The sequence below is a fragment of the Solilutibacter silvestris genome, assembly GCF_002895945.1.
Lineage (GTDB): Bacteria > Pseudomonadota > Gammaproteobacteria > Xanthomonadales > Xanthomonadaceae > Solilutibacter > Solilutibacter silvestris.
In genome coordinates this window covers 461047-479780 of record NZ_NPZB01000001.1, presented here as the reverse complement: position 1 = coordinate 479780, position 18734 = coordinate 461047, and the positions used below count along the sequence as shown (strand labels likewise).

The window sequence follows — 18734 nt, the reverse complement described above, 5'->3', positions numbered from 1 at the left end:
CACATTCCAACCCCTTCAACGTCATGGAGATCCAGCCATGAGCATTCGCGGTCCACGCCTCGAATTCGCCGTCGGCGCCTTCCTGCTGCTCGCCCTGGGCACCCTGCTGGTGCTGGCGTTCGCCTCCACCAACGGCAAGTTCGGCATCGGCGGCAGCGCCACCTATCCGTTGAAGGCGCACTTCTCCGCCATCGGCCAGTTGCGGCAGTCGGCGCCGGTGAAGATCGGCGGCGTCACCGTCGGCAGCGTGTCCGACATCCAGCTCGATCCGCAGAAATACGACGCGGTGGTGACGATCGCCATGCAGTCGAAATACAAGGATCTGCCGGTCGATACCACCGCCGGCGTGTTCACCAGCGGCCTGCTCGGCGAGTCCTACATCGGCCTGACGCCGGGCGGCGATCCCAACGTGCTGAAGGCCGGTGGCGAGATCACCTTCACCCAGCCAGCGGTCGACCTGCTGCAGCTGGTCGGCAAATACATGTTCAGCGGCGGTGGTGCCAAGCCGGGCAATGATGCGCCGGCTGCGTCCGCCGATGACGCCAAATCCACTCAGGAATCCAAGCCATGAACCGCAGTCTCCTCGCCCTGTCGCTCACCGCTGCGCTGGCCATCGCCGTGCCGGTGGCTGCATCCGCGCAGCAGAACGTCGTCGCCCATGCGCAACTCGGCGTGCCGAGCCAGATGGTGTTGACGAACAGCCAGCGCATCATCACCACACTGGAAAAGCGTCGCGCCGAGTTCACCAAGAATCGCGCCGCGCTGAGCAGCTTCGTCAACAGCGAATTCAACCAGATGTTCGATCGCGATTACGCCGCGCGCCTGGTGCTGGGTCGCCATGCCCGCGGCGCCGCGCCGGCCGATGTCGCCGCGTTCTCGACCGCGCTCGGCGACAACCTGATGCAGCGCTATGGTTCCTCGCTGCTCGACTTCAACACCAGACTGACCCCGCGGGTGAAGTCGGAATCGGCGCTGCCGAACAATGTCGGCGTGCGCGTCAACAGCGAACTGCTGCGCGGCGGCGGCGATCCGGTGCCGGTGACCTACTTCATGCATCAGGTCAACGGCCAGTGGAAGGTCTTCGACGTGCAGGTGGAAGGCGTGTCCTTCGTGCAGACCTTCCGCAACCAGTTCGACGCCCCGCTGTCACAGAAGGGCATCAAGGCGGTGGCGCAGGATCTCGCCAACGGCCAGATCCAGGCGAGCACCAAGTAGAAATGACCGACGCTGCCGCCAGCATCGAAATGCAGGGTGGACGCCTCGTCTTTGACGGGGCGTTGCTGCGTCCGGCACTCGCAGCGCTGTGGCCGAAGCTGGCGAAAGCCGGGGTGGTTTCCACGATCGACCTGAACCGGGTCTCGCGCATCGACAGCGCCGGCATGGCGCTGGTCGGCTGGCTGGCGGATCATCATCCGCAGGCCATACTTATCGGCACGCCGACGGGATACGAAGAGCTGCGTGCCGCCTATCGCCTTGATGCACGCTTGAATTTCGCCCACTGAATTCCCATTCCGGCAACAACCATGGTTTCCGTCCGCACCCACCGCCCCGTCATCGCCGCCGCACTCGTCCTGGCGCTGACCGCCTGCGCGCAACAAGGCGGCACTCGCGCGGATGCGGCATCCGCCGGCACCGTGGTTCCGGCGACACCGGCGCAGAACGACAGCAACGCAACACCGGCATCAGTAGCGGCCGTTGCGGACACGACGACATCGGCAGCCCCCGTCAGCACGGATGCGGCGACGAACGCGGTGCAAAAAACCACGACCGCCAACGACCCGGCGGCCACCAGCGCGGAGGCCGACTACCAAGCGTTGTATGGCGATGCCGGCGGCACGGCGGCGCAGGGATCGTCGCAGGCGTGGGATCCGTGGGAACCCTTCAATCGCAAGATGCACGCGATCAACAACGCCGTCGACCACGCGATGATCCATCCGGTCGCGGTCGTTTACTCGCATGTGATGCCGCGCCCGATCCGCACCGGCGTCTCCAATTTCTTCCGCAACCTCGGCGGTCCCAGCAACACCGTCAACGCGGTGCTGCAAGGCAGGCCCTCGCAAGCCGGCGGCTCGCTGTTCCGGTTCCTGGTGAACAGCACCTTCGGCATCGGCGGCCTGTTCGATGTCGCCACCGCGATGCACATCCCCGACAAGAGCGGAGACCTCGGCCAAACCTTCGCGACTTGGGGCTGGAAAAAATCGCGTTACCTGGTGCTCCCGGTGTTCGGGCCACGCACCGTGCGCGATGCCGTGGGCATGGTCGGGGACATGCAACTCACGCCGCTGCGCAATACCCGCAGCGTCGCCGGCCAGGTGGCGCTGCAAACCGTTTCGGTGATCAACATCCGCGCGCAACTGCTGTCCACCGACGCCCTGCGCGAAGGTGCGATCGACGATTACCGCCTGTTCCGCGATGCCTGGTGGCAACGCCGCAATTACCAGCTGTGGAACGAGGACAAACCCGACGACGCCGTGGCGCCTCTGCCGGAATACCTGCAGACCAAGCCGGACTGAGGCAACGCCCGATCATTCCTGGTCGGTATCGCCTGCATCAAGTCCCAGCAGCGGTAACGCGACATCGCTCGGCAACACCTCCACATCCCGCAACTTGCGCTCGATCGCACGGCTGCGCACGCCGGTTTCATCGATCTTGTTGCTGGCCTCGGTCAGCTTCTTCTTCACCGCATCGAGTGCCACGCCGAATTTCCCGAACTCGCTCTTGATCGCGCCGAGCGTTTGCCACACCTCGCTGGAGCGCTTCTCGATCGCCAGCGTGCGGAAGCCCATCTGCAGGCTGTTGAGCACCGCAAGTAACGTAGTCGGCCCGACCGGAGTGACGCGCAACTCGCGTTGCAGCATGTCGAACAAGCCGGGACGACGCAGCACTTCGGCGTACAGGCCCTCGGTCGGCAGGAACAGCAGCGCGAAATCGGTGGTGTGCGGCGGCTCGATGTATTTGTCGCGGATCTTCTTCGCCTCGTCGCGGATGCGGCGTTCCAATGCGGCGCCGGCATCATTCGCGGCATCGGCATCGGCGCGCTCCTGCGCATCCAGCAGTCGCTCGTAGTCTTCGTGCGGGAACTTGGCGTCGATCGGCAACCATACGGTCCCGCCCTCCAACTGTCCCGGCAAGCGCACCGCGTATTCGACCCGCTCGTTGCTGCCCGGACGCGTCGTCACGTTGCCGGCGTACTGCTCCAGCGTCAGCACCTGTTCCAGTAATGCACCCAGCTGCACTTCGCCGAAGGTGCCGCGTGTCTTGACGTTGGTGAGCACGCGCTTGAGATCGCCGACACCGGTGGCCAGTTGCTGCATCTCGCCAAGGCCGCGCTGCACCGCCTCCAGCCGCTCCGACACCAATCGGAACGATTCACCCAAACGGGTTTCCAGCGTGCTTTGCAGTTTCTCATCGACCGTCGCGCGCATCTGCTCGAGCTTCTGCGCGTTGTCGGCTTGCAACGCCTTCAACTGCGTTTCCAGGGTCGTGCGCAGCTCGCCCAGTGTTTGCGTATTGCGATCGCCGAGCTCGCGCAGGCGCTGGCCCAGCGCATCGGCGAACTGTTGCTGCCGCGTCGTGGTGTCGAGACGGGCGTTGTGGGCGTCATCGCTCAATGCTTTCTGGAACGCATCGAGACGGGTGTCGGTGCGTTCGGTGAGGTCATTGATGCGACGCGACTGCGCGGTCGCGCTCGACTCCAGCGATTCGCGCAATTCACCGCGGCCCGACCGCTGTTCCTCGCGCAAGGCGTCTTCCAGGCGTTCACGCAATTCCGCCAATGCGGCATCGGGCTTGCGCAGCAACAACACGACCAGCAGGACGATGGCGATCGCCACCGCGACGAGGAGAATCAGGATGAGCGTGGACGTTTCAGGCATGCGCGCAGTGTAGCGGCGGGCGTCTCAATGGCCGAGATCAACCCGCCAGTGCGGTCCCGAACAGATGCCCGATGCCCGACGTGACCGCCATCGCCGCGGCACCCCAGAACAGCACCCGCAACGCGCCTTTCCATTTCGATGCGCCGCCCAGCCAGCCCGCCATGGCGCCCAGCACGGCCAGCAATGCCAATGTCGCGAGGATCAGGATCCAGCTGAATCCAACTTGCCCGGCGAACAGCCACGCAATCGCGATCGGCAGCAACGCGCCCGTCGAAAACGCCGACGCCGACGCCAACGCCGCCTGCACCGGATTGGCCGACAGATGGCCGACGATGCCGAGTTCATCGCGCAAGTGGGTGCCCAGCGCATCGTGGGCAGTCATTTCCTCGGCGACTTGCGCCGCCAGCTCGCGCGACAGGCCGCGCTGCATGTAGATATGGGTGAGTTCACGGAGTTCGGCGTCCGGCATTTCCTCCAACTCGCGCCGTTCCTTTTCGGTATCGGCACGCTCGGTATCGGCCTGCGTACTCACCGAAACGTATTCGCCCGCCGCCATCGACAACGCCCCGGCCACCAACGCGGCCACGCCGGTCATCGCCAGTGCGCGCGGCGCGGCGCCGGCCGCGGCGACGCCCATCAACAGCGAACTGGTGGAGATCAAGCCGTCATTGGCGCCGAGCACGGTCGCGCGCATCCAGCCGATGCTGTCGTTGCGGTGGCCTTCGTGATGGGGGCGGGAGAGCTTGGCCATGTCGGGACGGAATGGAATCGGGAGGCATCATTGTGCCCTGCCGTCGGAATTCCCCGATTGACAGCCCGGGCGTCGCGTGAGAAGTTGCGGCCATGGGAATCCGCGACCGCCGTCACATATCCGTCCATGGCCGCCTTGTGGTGCTGGGCCTGCTGTCCATGCTGTCGGCCGCCGCCTGGTCCAGGGAATCCCTGTGCGGGGCGAATCTGTCTTCCGACGACGAGGTGGAAAAGGTCGCGATCGCCGCGCGCCCCGTTTCCGAGGCTGCGCTGGCGTCGTTCCGCAATGCCGACATTCCCCTTCGACCGGAAATACAGGCGGATCTCGGCGGCCTCCTCACCCGACAACAGCTGGAAGCGCGTGATCCGCGCAAGCAACTGTTGCTGGAGTTCGACGAGGTGTCGAACCTCACGCGCCATACGCCGAAATGAGGGTTCACTCCATGCATCCAGCCGCAGCGAAGACACACCACTTGCCTCCTGCACGCAGTCTGCTTGCTGCATCGATACTGTTGATGGCTATCCAGGGATGTTCATCCGCCATGACCTCACCGACCGACCGCACGCCTTCCGACACGAGCACGTCGCCCGCCCATGGCCAACTGTGGGAATGGCCGCTGAAGTTCGTCCGCCACAACTTCACGATGGGCGCGTTCGATGTCCAGTCCTATCGCGTGGTCTATGCGAACTTTCCGTATACATCGGATGGACCTGAGCCATCTCTCGCGTCATTTGGACATCGCCATGCCGACCTGTTTACGGCATGGCGGCTTTCTCTACCCAACTTTCCTCCACCGGCAGATCTGAATTGGGTCTCCAAGGATGGCACCATGTTGCATGCCACCGTCGATCTCGACCAAATATTCAAGGATCGCCTGATCCGTCACAACGTGCCGCGCGATGAGGTGTCTCCCAATGCCAGCATCGGCGACCCCGGCATCATCATCGAGATCGACAACCGCACCGTGAATGTCTACATGCTGGCGCACATTGCCACGAAGCACCTGCAGATTCCGGGCAACAAGTACAGCGATTTCCGCAATGACCTGATCAAGGTCTACAGCAAGACTTACTGAAACGTTTTGGGGGAGACATGGGGAACGTATTCGGCAGAGACGAAGATCACGTCCGCAGGGATCAGGCCACCACCGCCGATCTGCAACAGTACGCGGAAGCGCGTCAACAGCTGGGCCAGATGCAGGTCCCCGTGCTGCTGCACGCAGGTAATCCGCATGAACGTTTGTATATCGCAGCACTGGATGGCACCGGAAACAGCATGCGCAAGGACAAACCGGAAAACTGGAGTGCTGTTGCGAAGATCCACGACCAACTCATCCATAACCGGAACCCGGCAATTTATTCCGGCTACGTCGAAGGCATCGGTACCCAGGATCATTTGATCCCTCGTGCCTGGGACGGCTGGCGGGCAACCAGTTTCGACGAACGTGTGGAAACCGCGTATTACCAGCTTTGCACGCAGTCGAAGCAGTGGTTGCAGGAAGACCCGCAAGCCCAGATCCGTGTTGCTGGCGTCGGTTTCAGCCGTGGTGCAGAAGAAGTGGCGGCGCTCAACCGGATGGTCGAGGAACGCGGCATCCTCGACCCCGATAACGCGGTCATCCATCGCGACCACTATGGCTTGGTCACCTCAGCCAAGTACAACGCCAACCAGCCGCCATTGGCACCACCCAAGCAAACCCTGCAAGCGGTGATGCTGTTCGATCCGGTCTCGACCAACAATACCGAATACGATCGCCGCCTCGCGCCATCAACAGTCGGCGCCTTCGACATTCGCTCGGACGACAAACGCAACGATTTCAAGGGCGACCGCCTGTTCCCCGATGGTTTTTCGGAAAACAATCGTTTCCTCAGTGTCCATGTGCCCGGCCCGCACAGTACCGCCGGCGACTCCTATAAATACAACGGTCTCGGTGTGCTCAGCGCCAACATGGGCGTCGCCTATCTCAACTCCCTGTCCGATCACGACTTCTTGAAGCCACAGGCCGTGGTTCAGGACCCTGCGAAGTATCAGAAACTTCATTCCGAAGACCACCTTCCTGTCTATTCGACAAGCTATTACGATCAGCACCACGAACGTGGCTATACCGATCAACTCGGTGCAGACAACCAGTGCAAGATCGCGCAACCGCTATCCGACTGTTTCCACAAAGCACCGGTCGATCCGCAGCTCGCCAGTCAAGTCGAATATCGACCGGTCCGCTTGCCCGAACAGCAGGCGCCACCACCAATGCCGGACCAGGCGCAATCCCGTGCAACATCAAGCGGCGACATCTTCCGCCAGATGACCGATGCCGCCCTGCGCGGTGATGCCGCCGGCATGCGCGCCGCCAGTTCGCCGTGGCTGGGCAGCGACGCCGCGCAAACATGGCTGCAACAAGGGCGCGACGCCAACGAGCAACAGCGCGAATCGCAACTGGCGGCGCAGCTCGCACAACAACAGTCGCAACAGCCACCAACGCAACACGCACCGGTAATGCAACGATGACGATGGATAACAACGATTTGCAGGAACTCGCGCTGCGGATGGCGGCGTTCACCGACCTGCTGGAACAACGCGCCGATCGCGTCGCCGATGTGACCGAAGCGAATGCACACGCGGTGGAATCGGCGGCGCTGACCTTGGTCGAACAGGGGCGCGATCTTTCGAACGGCGCGGTTGCCGCGATTCGCGATGAAACCCGCATGGCGGTATCGCAAGGCGCAGATGCCGGCCTGCGTCCCTCGCTCGATGCGTTGTCTGCAGCATCGCGCCAAACCACCGATGCCGCGCGCGCATTGCAGGCCGAAACCCTCGCGTTGCGGGCGTCACAACGGCGCTTGGTCACCATCGCCTCGCTGGCACTGATCATCGCCGCGGCAATCGCCGCTGGCGGCAGCGCATGGATGATGTGGCGCAGCCAGCAGGAGTTGCAGCGTGCCGAATTTGCCCAGGCGATCCTGCAGGCGACCCGCAGTGGCGCGATCACGATGTGCGGTGATCAGGTCTGCGTGCGCGTCGGCAACAAGCCAAAACACGCCAACGCCGACGGCTACGTTCTCGCCGAGTGATTCTCAGTCGAGCACGCGGCAGAACACTGCCTTGAGGTAACGCGATTCCTGCACCTGCGCCAGCCACGGATGATCCGGTCCGGCGCCGGCGACCTTCAACACCTGCACCGTGCGCCCGGCGTAGAACGCCGCGCGCCGCAACATGTCGGTGAACTGCTCCTCGCTCACCAACCCGGTGCAGCTGAAGGTGGCGAACAATCCGCCCGGCTTCACCACGCCCAGCGCCAACTTGTTCATGTCGAGATATTTCTTCAGCGCGTTGATCACCTGCTCGCGATCGCGGGTCATCTTCGCCGGATCGAGGATCACCACATCGAACTGTTCGCCATTGATTGCCGCGTCGCGCAACCACGGGAAGATGTCGGCCTGGATAAACCGCGGTTTCACGTTGTTGAGCTTGGCGTTGGCGCGCGCGATGTCGAGCACCGCCGCATCGATGTCGATGCCGACCACTTCGCTCGCGCCATGCACTGCGGCATAGATGCCGAAACCACCGGTGTTGCAGCACAGATCGAGCACGCGCCGGCCCGCGCACTGACGCCCAAGCCACTCGCGATTCTCGCGCTGGTCGGCGAAGAATCCGGTCTTGTGTGCACCGGCCGGATCGGCGCGGAACTTCACGCCATATTCGGTCACCAGCGCCGCTTCGGTGCCGAGCGTGTCGCGGTAGTCGAAACTCTCCTGCTTCTGGATGTGCTCGTCGGCGAAACTGTGGAAGCGGCAACCGGGGAAATGGCTGCGCAGCGCATTGAAGATGATTTCGCGATGCCGCCATGCGCCGGCGCTGAAGAATTCGACGACGATCAGGTCGTCATAGCGATCGACCACCAGACCGGAAATGCCATCGCCTTCGCTGTGCACCACGCGCCAGGCGTTGCTGACGTCGTCCAGTTTCAGGAACTCGCGGCGCAAGCGGATCGCCTCGCCGATCTTCGCCTCGAACCACGCCTGGTCGATGGTGACATCGGGATCGCGTTCGAGGATGCGCACCGCGATCCGCGAATGGCCGTTGTAGAAACCGCGACCGATCCACTGTCCGTCGACGTTCAGCACGTCGACGATCGAACCCGGTTTCGGGCGTTGCGCCGGTTTCTCGACCAACCGCTGGAAAATCCACGGATGCGTGGAGTTCCAGGCGTTCTTCAGGCGTACCACGGGCAGGGCTTCGTTCATCCCGCCAGTTTAGCGGTGAATGCACGGCCACCTTGCGCACGCAGCGATGCGTCGCCATGTCCGGTGAATGGTCCTGCACGAAACCGCCACCCCCACCGATCCGCGCCGGCAACGTCGGCTCGATGCCGGGCGCCTGCGCCGCGCCCTCACCTGCAGCCTCATCGCGATCCTGGTGCTGCTGCTGATCCACGCCCTCGGCGGCGGCGAGCATCCGGCGCTCACCGTGCAACCGCACTCCGCTGGCGGCCTTGTCGGCATCCTCACCGCGCCGTTGCTGCACGGTTCGTGGGATCACGTGCTGTCGAACGCCATCGCCGTCCTCATCCTCGGCACCCTCGCCGGCAGCGTCTACCCGCGTGCCAGCCTGCGTGCCCTGCCGCTGCTGTGGCTGGGCTCGGGGCTGTCCGCCTGGCTGTTGGGCGCACCCGGCGAACATCACCTCGGTGCCAGCGGGATCACCCAAGGGTTGATGCTGATGACGCTGGTGTTGGGCATCGTCCGCAGGGAACAGGCCGCGGTCGCCGCCGCGATGATCGTCTACCTGCTCTACGGCGGCGCATTGCTGACAGTGCTGCCTTTGCAACCGGGCGTGTCCTGGCAGTCGCACCTCGGCGGCGCCATCGCCGGCGTGGTCGCCGCATTGCTGTTCCGCCACGCCGATCCGCCGCCACCGCGGCGCGTCTACAGCTATGAGTTGGAGGATGAAGCAGCCGCGGATCACGACCCCGAATTGATGCCCCAAAGCACGAATGGACCGCCATCCAATCCTAGCGCCTGAATCAGGACTGTCCTTGTTGGCGCGGCTGCAATTTCCGTACAGGCTGCGGAAATGTTGTTAACCAATTGATTTACAAGAACTTCGCAGTCCTTTTCTCTTCAGCTTCAAGGGTGGAGCATGCCCCTCGCGTGCCGCAAGGCGCGCGTTCCCCCGAAGCAAGAGGTAAAGACGCATGAAGAAGATCCAGACCACCGTCGTCCTGACCACCTTGGCCGCCGCGCTGGGCGCTCCAGCCGCATTCGCGCAGTCCGCCACCACGGTGACGACCAATACCGCGCAAAGCGAAAGCACGACCGCGACGTCGGACAGCAATAGCGGGGAAAGCGGCCAAGCCTTCATCCGCAGCGAGCTGGGCAAAACCCAGCTGAAGCAAGCCGGTGCCGACAACAAGATCAAGGACACCTCCGGCAACATCCGCGGCGGCTACATGTTCAACCACAACATCGGTGTCGAAGGCTTCTACGGCCGCTATTACGACAAGACCGACAAGCACCCCGGCTATGACGGCAACACCAAACTCGATGGTGTCGGCGCCGGCGTGGTCGGCAAGGTCCGCGTTGGCGACCAGGCACGGGATACCGGCTTCTATGCCAGCGGCCGCACCGGCATGATGCGTTCCAGCTACAAGCAGAGCATCTCCGCCGACAACAACGGCACCACCACCGAGTTCTCGCGCACCAGCCACAGCAACCAGCCGTACTACGGCGTGGGCGTCGGCTATGACATCAGCCGCAACACCGGCGTCGGCGTGAACTACGACTACTTCCAGGGCAAGTCGCGCTCGCCGGTCACCGGCAACAAGGAAAACTTCAACGCCAGGACCGTCGGCGTGGATCTGGAACATCGCTTCTGATTTCCCCCAACCGGCGAAATCGATATGGAACGGCCGCCTTCGGGCGGTCGTTTTGCGTTAAACCCCGGGTCAAATCTTCCATCGCTTCCTGAATGGGGTTTGGCGAGGATTTCGCCATTTCCATCCACGTTAAAACTGAATGAAATCTGTCGCCTCCGGGGAACCCGTGGTTTCCATACAGCTTCCAGAAATGTTACTAAACCGTTGATTTATAAAATCTTTACAAGTCTTCCTTTTTCCCTCCTTGCATCGCAGCATGGCCTTACCGCGCTCCCAACGAGCGTTTACATGTGAAAGGAAAGACCATGAAGAAGTTCCAGACCACTCTCGCCCTGACTGCGCTGGCTGCCGCCTTGGCTGCCCCGGCCGCATTCGCCCAGTCCACCGACAGCGTCGGCCAGGGCTTCGTTCGCGGCGAGCTGGGCAAGACCAAGCTGAAGGACACCACCAGCTCCGACCACGTCAAGGACACCTCGTACAACATCCGCGGCGGTTACATGTTCAACCGCAACTTCGGCGCCGAAGGTTTCTACGGCCGTTACTACGACAAGACCACCCACAACCTCGGCATCGACCAGAACACCAAGGTCGACGGCTACGGCGCGGGCGTGGTCGGCAAGGTGCGCTTCGGCGAGCAGGCGCTGGACACCGGCTTCTACGGCAGCGGCCGCGTCGGCTACATGCACTCCAACTACAAGTCGAGCGCCAGCAACACCACCAACGGCATCACCACCAACTATTCGGTGTCGAGCGGCAGCAACCAGCCGTATGCCGGCGTCGGGGTGGGCTACGACTTCAACCGCAACATGGGCGTGGGCCTGAACTACGACTACTTCCATGGCCGCGTGCGCGTGCCGACCACCGGCAACAAGGTCAGCTACAACGCCCAGACCTTGGGTGCGGATTTCGAATACCGCTTCTGAGTCCTTGCAACTTCGGTTGTGGAACGGCCGCCTTCGGGTGGCCGTTTTTTTGTTTCCGATGATAACGCCACGCTCCGTGCCGTCGCCCGGGCGTAAAATCGCCGCCATGAACGCGAAACCGCAGCGACTGGAAAACATCGTCACCGACAAGGGCAAGGTTCCGGTCTACGCCACCGGCATCGTCGAACAGCCGTGGGACGATTACAGCGCCGCCGACCACGACGTCTGGCGCCAGTTGTACCAGCGCCAGCGCGAAGTGCTGGCCGGTCGCGCCAGTGACGAATTCCTGCGCGCGCAGGACGCGATGGGAATGACGCCGGACGCCATCCCGAAATTCTCCGAACTCAACAAGATCCTCGAAGCCACCAGCGGCTGGACCCTGATCGGCGTCGAAGGCCTGCTCCCGGAACTCGATTTCTTCGATCACCTCGCCAACCGCCGGTTCCCGGTGAGCTGGTGGATCCGTCGTCCCGACCAGATCGATTACATCGAGGAGCCCGATCTCTTCCACGATCTGTTCGGCCACGTGCCGCTGCTGATGCTGCCGGTGTTCGCCGACTACATGGAAGCCTACGGCCGCGGCGGCGTAAAGGCGCACGGCATCGGCCCGGAAGCGTTGCAAATGCTGACGCGCCTGTACTGGTACACGGTGGAATTCGGATTGATCCGACAGAAGGACGGCCTGCACATCTACGGCAGCGGCATCGTTTCGTCGAAGGGTGAATCGATCCATTCACTGGAAAGTGATGCACCGAACCGGATCGCCTTTGACCTGGAACGGATCATGCGCACGCGCTACCGCATCGATACCTTCCAGAAAACTTATTTCGTCATCGACAGTTACGAACAGCTGATCGAAGCGACGGGCCCCGATTTCACCCCGATCTACGCGCGGCTGTCGGCGCTGGAATCGATCCCCGCAGGTGAAGTGCTGGCGACCGACAGCGTGATCCATCGCGGTACGGGCGAGGGCTGGGCCACCGACGGCGACGTCTGATCCGGCGCATTGCCCCGCAAGTCCGGGATAATGGCGGCTTCATCCCCGGGACCGCGCCATGTCGCCTGATTCCACCTCGAACGCCAAGCCGATCTCGCTCACCCACTACCTGATCGACGAGCAACGCGCCGGTCGCGTCAATGCCGACCTGCGCCTGCTGATCGAAGTAGTGGCGCGCGCCTGCAAGACGATTGCCGTCGCGGTCGGCAAGGGCGCGTTGGGCGGCGTGCTCGGTGATGCCGGCACCGGCAACGTGCAGGGCGAAGCGCAGAAGAAACTCGACGTGATCGCCAACGACGTGCTGCTGGAAGCCAACGCCTGGGGCGGCCATCTCGCCGGCCTGGCATCGGAGGAGATGGAACACAGCCAGCCGATTCCCGACGTGTATCCGCGCGGCAACTACCTGTTGCTGTTCGATCCGCTCGATGGTTCCTCCAACATCGACGTCAACGTCTCGGTCGGGACGATCTTCTCGGTGCTGCACTGCCCCGATGGCGTCAACACGCCGGAAGACCAACACTATCTGCAGGCCGGGACGACACAGGTGGCGGCGGGATATTGCATCTACGGGCCATCGACGATGATGGTGCTGACGGTCGGCAACGGCACGCATGCGTTCACCCTCGATCGCGAGCATGGCAGTTTCATCCTGACCCAGCGCGGGATGATGGTGCCGCAAGAGACGCAGGAGTTCGCCATCAACATGTCGAACCGGCGCCATTGGGACGCGCCAATGCAGCATTACGTCGACGATCTGCTGGCCGGCAAGGACGGCGTGCGCGGCAAGGATTTCAACATGCGCTGGATCGCCAGCATGGTCGCCGACGTGCATCGTATCCTGACGCGCGGCGGCATCTTCATCTATCCGTGGGACAGGAAGGATCCGTCGAAGCCGGGCAAGTTGCGGTTGATGTACGAGGCCAACCCGATGAGCTTCCTGGTGGAACAGGCCGGCGGCGCCGCGACCGATGGCCGTACCCGCATCATGGACATCGCGCCGAGCGGTTTGCACCAGCGCGTGCCGGTGTTCCTGGGATCGAAGAAGGAAGTCGAGGAAGCGACGCGCTACCACCTGAAACACGATCGCGGTTGATCAATCCGGCAGGCGCACTCGCACTGTTGTTCCGTCTGCATTGGACTCCGATTCCAGCGCGCCACCGTGACGCTCGGCGATCCGCCGCGCGATGGTCATGCCGATGTCGTGATCGCGTGGATCGCGCAACGCCGCGAATTCGCTCGCCGGTTCTGCCGCCTCATGGCCGCTGTCGTGGATGCGCAGCAATGTCGCGCCGGCATCGTCGCTGGCGCTGACGGTGATGCGGATTGGCGCGTCCACTCCTGCACGCGACCATGATACGTGCAACAGGCGCTGCAGCATCTGGCGCAGCAGGTGCTCGTCGCCGATCGCTTGCATCTCCGGTTGCACATCGACCTGCGCGTCGCGTCCGGGATGCGCATCCAGCAGATCCATGACCGCCCAATCGGCGAGCAGGCTGAGATCGACCGGCGCACGCTTGATCTCCGCGGCATCCGTGCGCAGCCAATCGACGAGATCGACCATCATTCCATCGAGCTGGTCCGCTGCTACACGGATGCGCGACAGATGGTCGCGGCCACTGTCGTCAAGGCCGCCACCTGCGTCGAGCAATTTGGCAAAGCCCTTGATCGCACGCAGCGGCGCGCGCAGGTCATGCGAAACGACGCGTGCCAAGCCGGAACGCAAGGTGCGCGTTCCGTCATCATCACGCTTGTCGTCGTCGCCCATTGCGCTGCCGCCGTTGTGAAGCAGGCAGTGTATCGCGCCGATATCACGTTCGCGTGGAGGCGTGCCGGGCGCATCCACGGCACAATGTCGCGATGGCCATGTCGCAGATCCTGTTCCTGCTGATCCTTGCCGGCGGTTTGTATCTGTTCGTGAGCGAGCGGCTGCGCGTCGACGTCACCGCGATGCTGATCCTGCTGGCGCTGGTGGTAACGCGCGTGATCGGCCCGAAAGAAGCGCTGTCGGGATTCTCCAGCGAACCGGCGATCATCGTCGCTGCGGTGTTCGTGATTTCCGCAGGCCTCGCCGCCACCGGCATCACCGAACGCATCGGCCAATGGATCGGCAGGATGTCGGGCGGCAACGAATGGCGCACGATCGCCGTGGTGATGCCGACGGTGGCGCTGCTGTCGGCGTTCACCCACCACGTCATGGTCACGGCGATGCTGATGCCGATCCTGCTGCGCCACGCACGCCAGAACAGCATGCCGGCGTCGCGCCTGCTGATGCCGATGGCGCTGGCGGCGTCGATGGGCACCACGCTGACGCTGGTGAGCGCGCCGGCCTTCCTGCTCGCCGACAACATGTTGCAACGCGCCGGCGGCGAGGGCCTCGGCATCTTTTCGATCACGCCGATCGGCATCGCGCTGGTGCTGTTCTCGATGATCTATATCCAGTTGATGCGCTGGCTGCTGCCACGGCGCAGCGGCAAGCACGACGAAAGCGACTATCTGCGTATCGACCGCTATCGCACCGAATTGCTGGTGCTGCCCGGCGGCCGCTGGGCGACGCGCACGCTGGCGGAACTCAAGCGCGCGATCGGCCCGGAAGTGCACGTGATCGGCTGGTTGCGCGACCACGACGAACGCAACGATCTCGGCGATGCCAGCCCGTTGCTGGGCGGCGACATCCTGCTGATCGAAGCGGGCGCCGATGAATTGAAATCGCTGCACGACGATCCCGGCCTCGATCTCTACGCGATCGCGCGTTTCGGTGCCAAGGCCAATGGCGAAGCTGAAGGTGAAAGCGAACCGCAGCTGGTACAGGCGGTGGTCGCGCCCGGTTCGGAATTCATCGGGCGTTCGATCCGCGATCTCGATTTCTCGCGACAGTTCCGCGCGGTGATCGCCGGCCTGTGGCGTCGCAGCGGATCGCTGGCGCCGCGGCTGATCGACACCCGCCTGCGCGAAGGCGACGTGTTGGTGCTGTGGGGATTGCCGGCGCGTTTCAGCGAACTCGCCGCGCACCATGGTTTCCTGATGCTGGTGCCGTTCCGCGGCGAGGGCATGCGTCGACTGCGCGCGCCGTTGGCATTGGCGATCATGCTGGTCACCATCGTCTGCGCCGCGACCGAATGGATCGATCCACCACTGGCCTTCCTGATGGGCGCGGTGTTGATGGTGGTCACGCGTTGCGTCGATCTCAAGCGCGCCTATCGCGAGATCGACGTACGCATCTACGTGATGATCGCCGGCGTGATTCCGCTCGGCATCGCCATGGAGAAAACCGGCACCGCGGCACTGCTCGCAACCGGATTGATGCATCTGTTGCACGACTGGTCGCCCCTCGCGATCCTGGTGATGTTGTTCACCGCCGGCGCATTGCTGACACAGCCGATGTCGGACGCCGCCACCACCGCATTGCTCGGCCCGATCGCGTTGTCGTTGGCGCATGCGTTGCACCTGCCGCCGACGCCCTTCGTGGTGTGCACCGCCCTGGGCGCGGTAGTCGCCTTCATCACCCCGATCGGCCATCACGGCAGCCTGCTGATCCTCGGCCCCGGGCAATACAAGTTTTCGGATTTCCTGCGCATCGGCCTGCCACTCACGATCATGGTCGCCTTCGTCTGCGCATGGATGGCGCGCTGGTTGTGGCTGGGCGGCCCACTGCTGCCACACATCTTCCATTGATCGTCAGAACAACGCGCCCTGCGGCGACTCCTCGCGTGGCGGTGTGAACAGGCCCGTGTCCACTGGCGGCATGCCGGGGAAACCGAGGCGCTGTCGTGCCTTGCGAAAACGCGTTTCCAGCAAGTCGGCGAACGGCCCTTCGCCGCGCCCGCGTACGCCATAGCGACTGTCGTAATCCTTGCCGCCGCGCATCTGCCGGATCAGGCTCATCACGTGCGCGGCGCGTTGCGGGTAGTGCAATTCCAGCCATTCGCGCCACACGGTTTTCAGCTCGTGCGGCAATCGCAGCAACACGTAGCCCGCCGACAACGCATCGACTGCACGCGCGGCTTCGAGGATGCATTCCAGTTCCATGTCGGTGATCATCGGGATCACCGGCGCCACCAGCACACCGGCGGGCACGCCAGCCTCGCGCAACGCCGCGATCATCTTGATGCGCGTATGCGGCGCGGCGGCGCGCGGTTCCAGTTTCGATGACAGCACATTGTCGAGCGATGTCACCGACACCATCACATGGACGAGTCGCAACTTGGCCAGTTCCGCCAGCAAGTCGAGATCGCGCAAGATCGCCGAGCCCTTGGTGACAATGCCGACGGGATGACGCGTTTCCAGCAGCACTTCCAGGCAGGCACGACTGATGCGTTCGTCGCGCTCGATCGGTTGCCAGCCGTCGGTGTTGATGCCAAGTGCGATCGGTGACGGCACGTGGCCGGGTTTCGCCAGTTCCTTGCGCAGCAATTCCGCGGCATTGCGCTTGGCATACAACTTGGTCTCGAAATCGAGTCCGGGCGAGAGATCAAGATAGGCGTGGCTCGGTCGCGCGAAGCAGTAGACACAGCCATGCTCGCATCCGCGATACGGATTCAGAGACTGGCCGAAGGCGATGTCCGGTGAATCGTTGCGGCTGATGATGCTGCGCGCACGCTCGGCGGTTATGGTCGTCTGCGGTCGTGCTTCAAGATCGGCCGCCTGCTCGTCGGCCATCGTTTCCCAGCCATCATCCTCGGCGATCGTCGTGCGTTTCTCGAAGCGTCCCGGCACCTGCGAGGCCGCGCCGCGCCCCTTGATCGCGACCGCCTGTTGAAACCGCACTTTGCGCCGACTGTCCATGGCGTTAGCCTAGTCCCGTGGCGTCGCACCAGGCGCGAACGCATGCAGCGAGGGCAATACGATGTGGGACGCCATCCACCACGCATGGACTGCCTTGCTGGCGACGCCGCACATCCGCGCATGGCTCGGTTTCGGCTGGGCCTGCTACGTCGTGGTGCTGGGCGTCTACATCATCCTGCAGAAACGCGAACCCGCCGCCACGCTCAGTTGGCTGTTCAGCCTCGCCTTGCTGCCCTACCTCGGCTTCGTCGTCTACTACCTGCTGGGCCCGCAGAAGATCAGCCGCCAGCGCCTGCGCCGTCCGCGCGCCTACAACAAGATGTATCCCGATGGCGCCGACACTTCCGGCGACGGCGAAGATGCCCTGTTGCACCGGCTCGCGATGGCGACCACCGGTTATCGTGCGGTGACCGCGCACGATGTTCGCCTGCTGGTCGATGGCAGCGCCACCTATGCCGCGTTGATCGACGACATCCGCAAGGCGCAGTCGCACATCCATCTCGAGTACTACATCTTCCAGCCTGACCACAGCGGCACGGCCTTGCACGATGCGCTGCTCGAACGCGCGCGTGCCGGCGTCAAGGTGCGCCTGCTGCTGGATGCCGTCGGTTCGTCGCGCATGCCGCCGCACTTTTTCCGCGAATTGATCGCAGCGGGCGGCGAACTTGCGTGGTTCCATTCGTTGCGCTTCCGCCAGCTGTGGAAATTCTGGAAGCGCCCATGGATCAACCTGCGCACGCACCGCAAGATCGTGGTGATCGACAGTCGCATCGGTTACACCGGCGGCATCAACATCACCGACGAGGAAAACGACGCCCTGCGCGATGACGCCTATCGCGACCTGCACCTGCGGCTGACCGGTGATGTCGTGCTGGAACTGCAGCAAGTGTTCGTCGAGGACTGGATCTACGCCACCGGCGAACACGATTTCATTTCGGAAATCGCACGCAGCCTGCCCGCGCTGGAATCCGGGCCGATCTGCGCACAAGTGCTGACCTCCGGTCCCGACTCCGATTGGGAAGCGATCCATCGTCTCCAGGTCAGCACGATTCACGCGGCGCGCCAGCGCGTGTGGCTGGTCACGCCCTACTTCGTGCCGGGTGAAGCGGCATTGATGGCGTTGTCGTCGGCCGCGCTGTCGGGCCTCGACGTGCGACTGATGGTGCCGAAGATGAGCGACAGCCGCTGGGTCACGCTGGCCGCGCGTTCCTACTACGATCGCCTGCTGGCCGCCGGCGTCAAGATCTATGAGTACGGCCCGCGCATGCTCCACACCAAGGCCTTGTTGACGGATGACGACGTCGCCATCATCGGCAGCGCCAATTTCGACAACCGCAGCTTCCGCCTCAACTTCGAAGTCTCCGTGCTGTTCGAAGACGCCACCGTGACCGCTGCGCTGGCACGCCAGATCGAAACCGAATTCGCCCATGCCCCGCGCGTGCGCGCGTCGCGCCCGCAGGCATTCCTGACCGAACGTCTGCCGGAAGCGCTTGCTCGTCTGCTCTCGCCACTCCTCTAGCCGCTGCCCGATACA

20 protein-coding genes are annotated in these 18734 nt (G+C 63.5%); 15 read left to right on the top strand and 5 right to left on the bottom strand.

The window, feature by feature from the left end; genetic code table 11:
• The first annotated feature begins 37 nt into the window (after positions 1–37).
• From mlaD to Lysil_RS02135, 4 genes are read left to right on the top strand one after another with little or no spacing between them, the layout of a single operon-like run.
• Positions 38–571, top strand: coding sequence for an outer membrane lipid asymmetry maintenance protein MlaD (mlaD, locus tag Lysil_RS02150; protein ID WP_103073925.1), 534 nt, complete (start codon positions 38–40; stop codon positions 569–571).
• Entirely contained in the window at positions 568–1215 is a 648-nt protein-coding gene (locus tag Lysil_RS02145) for an MlaC/ttg2D family ABC transporter substrate-binding protein (protein ID WP_103073924.1), read from the top strand. Before mlaD ends, Lysil_RS02145 begins: the two co-directional genes overlap by 4 nt.
• A gap of 2 nt (positions 1216–1217) precedes the next feature.
• Entirely contained in the window at positions 1218–1502 is a 285-nt protein-coding gene (locus Lysil_RS02140) for an anti-sigma B factor antagonist (protein ID WP_103073923.1), read from the top strand.
• Positions 1503–1523: 21 nt separating this feature from the next.
• Entirely contained in the window at positions 1524–2513 is a 990-nt protein-coding gene (locus Lysil_RS02135; RefSeq protein ID WP_103073922.1) for an MlaA family lipoprotein, read from the top strand.
• Between the two features lie 12 nt (positions 2514–2525).
• Here the strand turns inward: Lysil_RS02135 and Lysil_RS02130 are convergent, their stop codons facing one another.
• Both Lysil_RS02130 and Lysil_RS02125 read right to left on the bottom strand, forming a co-directional pair.
• On the bottom strand, positions 2526–3875 hold the full coding sequence (locus tag Lysil_RS02130) for a DNA recombination protein RmuC (protein ID WP_103073921.1): 1350 nt from the start codon (positions 3873–3875) through the stop codon (positions 2526–2528).
• Positions 3876–3912: 37 nt separating this feature from the next.
• Positions 3913–4626 carry a VIT1/CCC1 transporter family protein gene (locus Lysil_RS02125; protein ID WP_103073920.1) on the bottom strand — a complete coding sequence of 238 codons (714 nt, stop codon included), beginning with the start codon at positions 4624–4626 and terminating at the stop codon, positions 3913–3915.
• A gap of 92 nt (positions 4627–4718) precedes the next feature.
• On the opposite strand from Lysil_RS02125, the gene Lysil_RS02120 reads away from it, so the two are divergent.
• Genes Lysil_RS02120 through Lysil_RS02105 form a run of 4 tightly spaced genes read left to right on the top strand, consistent with a single transcriptional unit; the run spans position 4719 to position 7694 of the window.
• Positions 4719–5057: a hypothetical protein gene (locus Lysil_RS02120; protein WP_129588337.1), complete on the top strand. Its 339-nt coding sequence runs from the start codon at positions 4719–4721 to the stop codon at positions 5055–5057.
• A 41-nt stretch (positions 5058–5098) separates the two neighbouring features.
• Positions 5099–5701 (top strand): hypothetical protein, encoded by a 603-nt coding sequence (locus Lysil_RS02115; protein WP_129588336.1) that lies wholly within the window; start codon positions 5099–5101, stop codon positions 5699–5701.
• 17 nt (positions 5702–5718) lie between these two features.
• Positions 5719–7131, top strand: coding sequence for a phospholipase effector Tle1 domain-containing protein (locus Lysil_RS02110; RefSeq protein WP_103073917.1), 1413 nt, complete (start codon positions 5719–5721; stop codon positions 7129–7131).
• On the top strand, positions 7128–7694 hold the full coding sequence (locus tag Lysil_RS02105; RefSeq protein WP_129588335.1) for a hypothetical protein: 567 nt from the start codon (positions 7128–7130) through the stop codon (positions 7692–7694). Before Lysil_RS02110 ends, Lysil_RS02105 begins: the two co-directional genes overlap by 4 nt.
• A gap of 3 nt (positions 7695–7697) precedes the next feature.
• Here Lysil_RS02105 and Lysil_RS02100 read toward each other — a convergent pair whose 3' ends face one another.
• Positions 7698–8867 carry a class I SAM-dependent rRNA methyltransferase gene (locus Lysil_RS02100; protein ID WP_103073915.1) on the bottom strand — a complete coding sequence of 390 codons (1170 nt, stop codon included), beginning with the start codon at positions 8865–8867 and terminating at the stop codon, positions 7698–7700.
• Between the two features lie 67 nt (positions 8868–8934).
• Here Lysil_RS02100 and Lysil_RS02095 point away from each other — a divergent pair, with 67 nt between their 5' ends.
• The 5 genes from Lysil_RS02095 to Lysil_RS02075 all read left to right on the top strand — a co-directional run bounded on the left by Lysil_RS02095 (position 8935) and on the right by Lysil_RS02075 (position 13511).
• On the top strand, positions 8935–9645 hold the full coding sequence (locus Lysil_RS02095) for a rhomboid family intramembrane serine protease (protein WP_103073914.1): 711 nt from the start codon (positions 8935–8937) through the stop codon (positions 9643–9645).
• Positions 9646–9817: 172 nt separating this feature from the next.
• On the top strand, positions 9818–10498 hold the full coding sequence (locus tag Lysil_RS02090) for an outer membrane beta-barrel protein (protein ID WP_103073913.1): 681 nt from the start codon (positions 9818–9820) through the stop codon (positions 10496–10498).
• A 305-nt stretch (positions 10499–10803) separates the two neighbouring features.
• A complete protein-coding gene (locus Lysil_RS02085) occupies positions 10804–11421 on the top strand; it encodes an outer membrane protein (protein ID WP_103073912.1) in 618 nt (205 codons plus the stop codon).
• Between the two features lie 106 nt (positions 11422–11527).
• Entirely contained in the window at positions 11528–12418 is an 891-nt protein-coding gene (phhA, locus tag Lysil_RS02080; RefSeq protein ID WP_103073911.1) for a phenylalanine 4-monooxygenase, read from the top strand.
• A 58-nt stretch (positions 12419–12476) separates the two neighbouring features.
• Complete coding sequence (locus tag Lysil_RS02075; RefSeq protein WP_103073910.1) at positions 12477–13511, top strand: class 1 fructose-bisphosphatase; 1035 nt, start codon at positions 12477–12479, stop codon at positions 13509–13511.
• Here Lysil_RS02075 and Lysil_RS02070 read toward each other — a convergent pair whose 3' ends face one another.
• Positions 13512–14183, bottom strand: a complete 672-nt coding sequence (locus tag Lysil_RS02070) for a histidine kinase dimerization/phospho-acceptor domain-containing protein (protein ID WP_129588334.1) — start codon at positions 14181–14183, stop codon at positions 13512–13514.
• Positions 14184–14281: 98 nt separating this feature from the next.
• Between Lysil_RS02070 and Lysil_RS02065 the strand changes: the two genes are divergently transcribed.
• Entirely contained in the window at positions 14282–16090 is a 1809-nt protein-coding gene (locus Lysil_RS02065; protein ID WP_240600035.1) for an SLC13 family permease, read from the top strand.
• 3 nt (positions 16091–16093) lie between these two features.
• Here Lysil_RS02065 and Lysil_RS02060 read toward each other — a convergent pair whose 3' ends face one another.
• The gene (locus Lysil_RS02060) at positions 16094–17200 is read right to left on the bottom strand and encodes a PA0069 family radical SAM protein (protein WP_103073907.1); all 1107 of its coding nucleotides are present in this window, start codon (positions 17198–17200) and stop codon (positions 16094–16096) included.
• A gap of 61 nt (positions 17201–17261) precedes the next feature.
• Here Lysil_RS02060 and cls point away from each other — a divergent pair, with 61 nt between their 5' ends.
• Positions 17262–18719: a cardiolipin synthase gene (gene cls / locus Lysil_RS02055; RefSeq protein ID WP_103073906.1), complete on the top strand. Its 1458-nt coding sequence runs from the start codon at positions 17262–17264 to the stop codon at positions 18717–18719.
• Positions 18720–18734: the final 15 nt, after the last annotated feature.

Coding starts and splice junctions, on each gene's coding strand:
- cls (WP_103073906.1), top strand. CDS start 17,262: ATGTGGGACGCCATCCACCACGCATGGACTGCCTTGCTGGCGACGCCG.
- Lysil_RS02085 (WP_103073912.1), top strand. CDS start 10,804: ATGAAGAAGTTCCAGACCACTCTCGCCCTGACTGCGCTGGCTGCCGCC.
- Lysil_RS02060 (WP_103073907.1), bottom strand. CDS start 17,200: ATGGACAGTCGGCGCAAAGTGCGGTTTCAACAGGCGGTCGCGATCAAG.
- Lysil_RS02110 (WP_103073917.1), top strand. CDS start 5,719: ATGGGGAACGTATTCGGCAGAGACGAAGATCACGTCCGCAGGGATCAG.
- Lysil_RS02070 (WP_129588334.1), bottom strand. CDS start 14,183: ATGGGCGACGACGACAAGCGTGATGATGACGGAACGCGCACCTTGCGT.
- Lysil_RS02125 (WP_103073920.1), bottom strand. CDS start 4,626: ATGGCCAAGCTCTCCCGCCCCCATCACGAAGGCCACCGCAACGACAGC.
- Lysil_RS02100 (WP_103073915.1), bottom strand. CDS start 8,867: ATGAACGAAGCCCTGCCCGTGGTACGCCTGAAGAACGCCTGGAACTCC.
- Lysil_RS02090 (WP_103073913.1), top strand. CDS start 9,818: ATGAAGAAGATCCAGACCACCGTCGTCCTGACCACCTTGGCCGCCGCG.
- mlaD (WP_103073925.1), top strand. CDS start 38: ATGAGCATTCGCGGTCCACGCCTCGAATTCGCCGTCGGCGCCTTCCTG.
- Lysil_RS02095 (WP_103073914.1), top strand. CDS start 8,935: ATGGTCCTGCACGAAACCGCCACCCCCACCGATCCGCGCCGGCAACGT.
- Lysil_RS02130 (WP_103073921.1), bottom strand. CDS start 3,875: ATGCCTGAAACGTCCACGCTCATCCTGATTCTCCTCGTCGCGGTGGCG.
- Lysil_RS02140 (WP_103073923.1), top strand. CDS start 1,218: ATGACCGACGCTGCCGCCAGCATCGAAATGCAGGGTGGACGCCTCGTC.
- Lysil_RS02075 (WP_103073910.1), top strand. CDS start 12,477: ATGTCGCCTGATTCCACCTCGAACGCCAAGCCGATCTCGCTCACCCAC.
- Lysil_RS02105 (WP_129588335.1), top strand. CDS start 7,128: ATGACGATGGATAACAACGATTTGCAGGAACTCGCGCTGCGGATGGCG.
- Lysil_RS02065 (WP_240600035.1), top strand. CDS start 14,282: ATGTCGCAGATCCTGTTCCTGCTGATCCTTGCCGGCGGTTTGTATCTG.
- Lysil_RS02135 (WP_103073922.1), top strand. CDS start 1,524: ATGGTTTCCGTCCGCACCCACCGCCCCGTCATCGCCGCCGCACTCGTC.
- Lysil_RS02145 (WP_103073924.1), top strand. CDS start 568: ATGAACCGCAGTCTCCTCGCCCTGTCGCTCACCGCTGCGCTGGCCATC.
- Lysil_RS02120 (WP_129588337.1), top strand. CDS start 4,719: ATGGGAATCCGCGACCGCCGTCACATATCCGTCCATGGCCGCCTTGTG.
- phhA (WP_103073911.1), top strand. CDS start 11,528: ATGAACGCGAAACCGCAGCGACTGGAAAACATCGTCACCGACAAGGGC.